This is a genomic window from Streptomyces sp. NPDC096339 (genome assembly GCF_044762985.1).
Classification (GTDB): domain Bacteria; phylum Actinomycetota; class Actinomycetes; order Streptomycetales; family Streptomycetaceae; genus Streptomyces.
In genome coordinates this window covers 1-4,984 of record NZ_JBIWFI010000073.1, presented here as the reverse complement: position 1 = coordinate 4,984, position 4,984 = coordinate 1, and the positions used below count along the sequence as shown (strand labels likewise).

The window sequence follows — 4,984 nt, the reverse complement described above, 5'->3', positions numbered from 1 at the left end:
GTGGGAGAGTAGGACGCCGCCGAACAATCATTGTGGGAAAGCCCCGCACCAGCCCTTCAGGGTTCGGTGCGGGGCTTTTCTGCGTTTACGGGTCGCTATTGTGTCGGCCCATGGACATGAGAGCGGGGCCGGCAGCGGACGGGATACGGGTGGCTCGTTCTGCGGAATGGGTGCTGCGGAGCGCTGAGCCGGCGGATGTCGAGGCGATCGCGGAGCTGCGGGCCGTGGTCATGCGGCCGGACCTGGAGCGGCTGGGGCGGTACGACGAGTACAGGGTTCGGCAGCGGCTGCGGGATTCGTTCTCCGAGCAGCACACGTCGGTCATCGTGGTCGATGGCAGTTTCGCGGGCAGTGTCACCGTGCGTCCGGACCGGGACGGGCGATGGCTGGAGCACTTCTACCTCTCGCCGGCCGTCCAGGGCCAGGGGCTCGGATCGGCCGTCCTGCGGGTACTGCTGACGCGGATCGACGCCGAGCGGGAGGTCGTCCGCCTGAACGTCCTGCAGGGCAGCGCCGCCCAACGACTGTACGAGCGCCACGGGTTCATCGTGGAAGCTCAGGACCCCGTTGACGTCTTCATGGTGCGACGGCCTGGTGCGGGCAGCCCGGGCGTGTGAGGGAGGAAGGGGTTCTGGCGGCCGGTGCCCGGCCGTGCAACTCTCGCCGTGACGACCAGTCTTCACGCGGGAGGCCGACGTGGCGCTGCTTCCGGACATCACCGACTTCTACGGCGCCGGCGATGAAGCCACCCGCCTCACATCCGGCCGTACGCTCGGCACGCTCGAACTGCTGAGGACGCGGGAGCTCCTGCGCAGCCGCCTTCCGGCCCCGCCCGCGTCCGTCCTGGACGTCGGCGGCGGGCCCGGAGTGCATGCGCGGTGGCTCATGGACGACGGGTACCGGGTCGTCGTGGTCGACCCGGTTGAGCGGCACGTCCGGCAGGCCCGCGCCCAGGGATTGACGGCCCTCGTCGGGGATGCCCGGCAACTGGAGCAGCCGGACGGGTACTTCGACGCCGTACTGCTCCTGGGACCCCTGTACCACCTGCCGGACGCCCGTGGACGGGCCCGTGCGTGGCAGGAGGCACACCGCGTCCTCAAACCGGGCGGCCTCGTGGCCGCAGCCGCGATCAACCGGTACATCAGGTTGCTGGACCTTGGAGCGGACGACGGACCGGAAGTAGCGACGACAGGGTTCCGTGTGCGTCGGGACGGTCCTACGAGCTACTGCCACGGGCCCGAGGAACTGGGGGAAGAGGCGGCGCAGGCGGGCCTGACCCACGCGGAGGTCTTCGGGGTGCAGGGGCCGGCCTCCGCGGCCCTGATGCGGGAGGAGCGCCGGACGGGTAGGAAGGAGGACCTCGGACCGGAGGTACTCGCCCGGGCCATGGCAGCTGCGCGGTGCGCCGACAGCCATCCGGCGCTGGCCGTGACCAGCGTGCACTTGCTCGTGCTCGCGTGCCGTCCGTCCGGGTGCCCGCAGCAGGACCGATCAGTGCTCGGCGTCTGCGCTGCGGCGGGGGAGCAGCAGCGGGGTCGCGAGCAGGAGCACGCCTGCCAGGCCCAAGGCCGTACGCGGGCCGAGTAGGGCACCCAGTACGCCCCAGACCGCGGTCAGCAGCGCGGTCGAGGCCTTGGCCGTCACCGCCCAGGCGGTCAGTGTGCGGGTGACCCGGTCGGTCGCGGTGCGCTCGAGGCGGTAGGTGGTGGAGACGGGGTTGAAGACACCGCAGCAGAAGATCAGCCCGAGTTCGACGCCGATCACCAGCAGCAGCCCTCCGGTACCCGGCCCCAGGAAGGCCAGGCCGACGGGCCAGATCGCGCGCAGTGCCCCGGACGCCGCCAGGACCTCGCGCTGCCCGAACCGGTCGACGAGCGGTCGGGCCACCCGGGCACCGAGCAGCCCGCCGATGGAGGGCAGGGCGAAGGCCAGACCGTACTGCCAGGGCGGGAACCCGAGCCGGCCGAGCATGAGGACGGCAAGCAGTGGCTGCGTGGCCATCACCAGGCCGTTGAACAGGACGGTGTTGAAGAACAGCGGACGCAGGGTCGGGTCGCCGAGGACGTACCGCCAGCCGTCGAGCAGGTCCCGGGCCCGCATGCGCGTGGTCTCCCGGCGCTCGGGCCGCGGCTCGTGGCCGCCCGTCGCGCGGATTCCCAGGGCAGAGAGCAGGTAACTGACCGCGTCGGCCACCACAGCCGCCGCCGGACCGAGGAGCCCGATCGCCGCGCCGCCCAGCGGCGGTCCGATGATCGTGGTCGCCCAGGCCGTGGATTCGAACCGGGCGTTGGCGACGAGCAGGTGCTCGGCCGGCAGCAGCGTCTTCAGGTATGCGCCGGAGGCTGCGCGGAAGGTGATGTCGGCCGTCGCGACGACGCCGGAGACCAGCAGGAGCTGGAGGAAGGTGAGCGCGTCGAGCGCGACCGCGACGGGGACCGTCAGCAGCGCCGCGAACCGCACCAGGTCCATCGCGATCAGCACCGGCCGTTTCCGGCGGAACTCCACCCATGGGCCGAGCGGCACCGCCGCGGCCGCGCCCACCACGGCCGCCATGGAGGAGAGCGCGGCGACCTCGGCCGGCCCGGCGTGCAGCACCTGGATGGCGATCAGGGGGAAGGCGCCGAAGGCGAGCCACGTGCCGAGCGCGCTGGTCCCGTACGCACCCCAGAGCCATCCGAACTGCCGCCCCAGCCGGTGCCCGCTCCTCATGTCCGATGCCCCCGTCCCTCGTCCCCCGTCCCTCGTCCCTCGTCCCTCGCCGCTCGTCCGTGCTCCGTATCGCGAACTCCGTACAACCGATTCGGGATCGGGTACATCAAATCGAGCGCCAGGGGCTGGGATCAAACAACGATGAGGGCATGAGCCACAACCATGCGTTGTGGCCATAGGGTGTCGGCGTGGACCTAGATGCCGTACGGACGTTCGTCGCCGCCGCCGATGCCGGCCAGTTCCAGGAGGCGGCAGCCGAGCTGTCGGTCACCCAGCAGGCCGTCTCCAAGCGCATCGCCGCGCTGGAGCGCAGCCTCGGGGTGCGGCTGTTCACGCGCACCGCGCGTGGTGCCGAGCTCACCATCGACGGGCAGGCGTTCCTGCCCCACGCGCGCGAGCTGTTGCGGGTCGCCGAACGCGCGGTCGCGTCCGTACAGCCCGGCCGTCGGCCGCTGCGCGTCGACGTGATCGCCTCACGCGTCGCACCGTCGGGGGTGATGCGCGGCTTCCACCGCGCGCACCCCGAGATCGACCTCGACGTGGTGATGCTGTTCGACATCGAGGCGGCCGTCGCCGCCCTCCGGTCCGGAGCGATCGACGCCTCCTTCCGCGCCGTCGCCGCGCCCGGCCGGCCCCTGCCCGAGGACATCGAGTCCGTGCGGGTGCTCGACGAGCCGCTCGAGCTCCTCACCGGCCCGGCCCATGCGCTGGCGGGTGCCCGATCGGTGACCGTCGCGCAGCTCGCCGGGCACCGGATCTGGATGCCCGGCATCGTGCCCGGTACCGAGTGGGCCGCCTACTACGACGACATCGCCGCCGAGTTCGGCCTCACCATCGAGGCGACCGGTCCCAACTTCGGTTCCGACGTGCTGCTCGACACCGTCGCCGACACCCCGGCGCTGGCCACCTTCATGGGCTCGCAGACGCGCCTCGTCTGGCCGGCCGGCCACGGGCTGCGCCGCATCCCGGTGACCGACCCGACCCCCGTCTACCCTCACTCGCTCCTTTGGCACCGCGACAATCCCCACCCGGCACTGGCGACCCTCCGCGGGCACCTCGCCGCCACCACAACCGAGCACGACGCCGGCGGGACCTGGGCGCCGGGCTGGGTGATCCCGCGCTGAGCGCGGCCGCGATCGAAGCCGCGGCACTGGGTACGGGGTACTGGGCGTTGTCGGACCCCTCGACTAGCGTGCGGCCATGGCGATCTTCGTACTCGTTGCAGGCGCGTGGCTGGGATCGTGGGCGTGGGACGACGTGGTGCCCACGTTGCGGGAGGCCGGCCACGAGGCTCTCCCGTTGACGCTTTCCGGCCTCGCCGAGAAGCGGGCCGTGCCCGCTGGGCAGCAGACTCACGTCCGGGACATCGTGGATGAGGTCGAGCGCCTCGATCTGCGCGATGTCGTACTGGTCGGGCACAGCTACTCGGGCATCCCAGTCGGTCAGGCCGCCGAGCTGCTCGGTGACCGGCTGGCCCGTGTGGTCTTCGTCGACTCCAACGTTCCGGCGGACGGCGCTTCGTTCGTCTCCACCTGGTGGGAGGGACCGGCGAAGCTGGAAGCCGCGATCGCCGGGAACGGCGGCTCCTGGGCGCCACTGACCGCGGTCGACTGTGAGGGGCAGGGCCTCACCGATGAGCAGACCGCCCGCCTCGTGGGCGGCGCGACACCACACCCGGGCGATTCCCTGGCCGAACCGGCGGTACTCGCCCGCCCGCTCGGCGAGCTCCCGGCCACGTACATCAAGTGCCTGCTCGACGGCGCCGAGCCGAATGATGACGTGGCTGCGCTGCTGACCAGCGAACAGTGGCGACTGGTCGAGATGGACACCGGCCACTGGCCGATGTTCTCCCAGCCGTACGAGCTCGCGCAGCTCCTCCTCGAAGCCGCCCGGTAGCCCGCCCGCTGCCGGCACCCGCGTCAGCCCAGGGGGCGCCGACGTCCGACCTCGGCGCCCGGCCGGTCGTTTTGACACCCTCACAACCAGGGTTGTAGAGTCGAGCAGTTGCCTGGAGCGGGACACGCTCGGCAGCAGCCCCCACAAGGAATCGCATTTCGTGTGGGGACACTCGACTCTTCATTCGGGAATCGAAGCCGGGGAAATCCGGTGGAAAACTTCTGATAGAGTCGGACTCGCCGGAAAGGGAAACGCGAAAGCGAAGACCTGGAAAGCACCGAGGGAGTCGGACACGAAAGAGTCTGATAGAGTCGGAAACGCAAGACAGCAGAACGAAAGCCCGGAGGAAAGCCCGAGAGGGTGAGTACAAAGGAAGCGT

5 protein-coding genes are annotated in these 4,984 nt (G+C 70.9%); 4 read left to right on the top strand and 1 reads right to left on the bottom strand.

Features of this window, described 5'->3' with window-relative positions; all coding sequences use genetic code 11:
• Window positions 1-116: 116 nt before the first annotated feature.
• Window positions 117-617: a GNAT family N-acetyltransferase gene (locus tag ACIQ5Y_RS39765; RefSeq protein ID WP_403892448.1), complete on the top strand. Its 501-nt coding sequence runs from the start codon at window positions 117-119 to the stop codon at window positions 615-617.
• A 79-nt stretch (window positions 618-696) separates the two neighbouring features.
• Window positions 697-1,587 (top strand): class I SAM-dependent methyltransferase, encoded by an 891-nt coding sequence (locus ACIQ5Y_RS39760; RefSeq protein ID WP_403892445.1) that lies wholly within the window; start codon window positions 697-699, stop codon window positions 1,585-1,587.
• Here ACIQ5Y_RS39760 and ACIQ5Y_RS39755 read toward each other — a convergent pair.
• Window positions 1,492-2,709 carry an MFS transporter gene (locus tag ACIQ5Y_RS39755; protein ID WP_403892442.1) on the bottom strand — a complete coding sequence of 406 codons (1,218 nt, stop codon included), beginning with the start codon at window positions 2,707-2,709 and terminating at the stop codon, window positions 1,492-1,494. The two genes, ACIQ5Y_RS39760 and ACIQ5Y_RS39755, sit on opposite strands and share 96 nt — an antisense overlap.
• 188 nt (window positions 2,710-2,897) lie before the next feature.
• On the opposite strand from ACIQ5Y_RS39755, the gene ACIQ5Y_RS39750 reads away from it, so the two are divergent.
• Window positions 2,898-3,833 (top strand): LysR family transcriptional regulator, encoded by a 936-nt coding sequence (locus ACIQ5Y_RS39750; protein WP_403892439.1) that lies wholly within the window; start codon window positions 2,898-2,900, stop codon window positions 3,831-3,833.
• Between the two features lie 76 nt (window positions 3,834-3,909).
• Window positions 3,910-4,605: an alpha/beta fold hydrolase gene (locus ACIQ5Y_RS39745; protein ID WP_403892436.1), complete on the top strand. Its 696-nt coding sequence runs from the start codon at window positions 3,910-3,912 to the stop codon at window positions 4,603-4,605.
• The last annotated feature ends 379 nt before the right edge of the window (window positions 4,606-4,984 follow it).